Origin of the sequence: Campylobacter concisus (genome assembly GCF_002913765.1) — a bacterium.
Classification (GTDB): domain Bacteria; phylum Campylobacterota; class Campylobacteria; order Campylobacterales; family Campylobacteraceae; genus Campylobacter_A; species Campylobacter_A concisus_BB.
The window spans coordinates 1-1,142 of sequence record NZ_PPCH01000019.1 but is presented as its reverse complement, the minus strand read 5'-3'; the positions used below and the strand labels follow the sequence as shown (position 1 = coordinate 1,142).

The following is a 1,142-nucleotide window of genomic DNA, read 5'->3' as shown; positions in this document are numbered from 1 at the left end:
AGATACTTCTTTACTAGCATTACCAGCTTGATCAACGATCTTAGCTGTTACGCTTGAAGCTTTACCATCAACTACTGGTACTTTGATCTCTACATATCCAGTTACTCTGTCATTGTAAGTAATAGTATGTGTTTTTTCCTCACCATTTACAGTGTAGTGGATCACATCATTTTCTTCAGCATCACCTGGGACAGAAATTTGAGCTTTTGTGCTAGTGCTATCACCATCTTTGCTATTTTCAGCTTTATTTAGCTTGCCATCTTTTGGATTTACATCTTCAACAAATGTGATTGTTGGTTCTGATGGAGCTATTAGATCAGCATTAACTACTACAACCTCTGAGAAGTCTGAGATATTTCCTGCTTTATCTTGTGCTCTTGTAGTATATTTATACTCACCATCTCCTAGTTCAGGTAGTTCAAATTTCCAACCACCATGATTATCAGCTGTGACTGTTCCTATAGCTGTTTTCTCGCCATTTAACTCACTAATCTCATAGATAGTGATAACTGAATCAGGCTCAGCATATCCTTCAAGAGTTGGTGTGCTATCATTTGTTAGAGCAACTTTTGTTTTAGCGTCTAAAACGTTGCCAGTTTGGCTATCTACATTGTCATTTACAGCGTCTATTACAGGAGCGTCTGCAAATGTATCAACATCAAGTGAAACTTTATCAGATGTTGATTTATTGCCTACTTTATCTGTAGCAACTGCTTCAAAGTAGTGCTCTCCATCACCCATAGCTTCAGTTGGGGTAAAGCTCCATTTGCCATTAGCATCAGCTACTGTTTTACCAACTAGAGTTTTTTCTGTAGTTGTGTAGAAGCTTTCGTAAATTTCTACTGTTGCGCCTGGTGCTGCACTACCTTTGAATGTTGGTAGGTTATCGTTTGTTAGACCATTTTTAACATCGCCATTTACTACGCCACCAGTTACATCATCGATGATCTCATCAATTGTTACTTTAACAGTGCTTGAAGCCTCACCTATAACCTTGCTATCCTTGCCTGGGTTATTAGGGTTATTTGGATTGATGATCTCTGCTGTTACGTTGTTATCTTTACCTGGGTTTAGATCAACTGGGATATCAATCTTACCTTTATCGATATCATCTTGGTTGATTGGTTTTTCAGTCTTTTTAC

At 38.0% G+C, this 1,142-nt stretch carries 1 protein-coding gene; it reads right to left on the bottom strand.

Translation table 11 applies throughout. From position 1 onward, the window contains the following. A partial coding sequence (locus tag CYO89_RS05530; RefSeq protein WP_141090721.1) for an Ig-like domain-containing protein occupies positions 1 to 1,142 on the bottom strand: 1,142 nt, incomplete at both ends.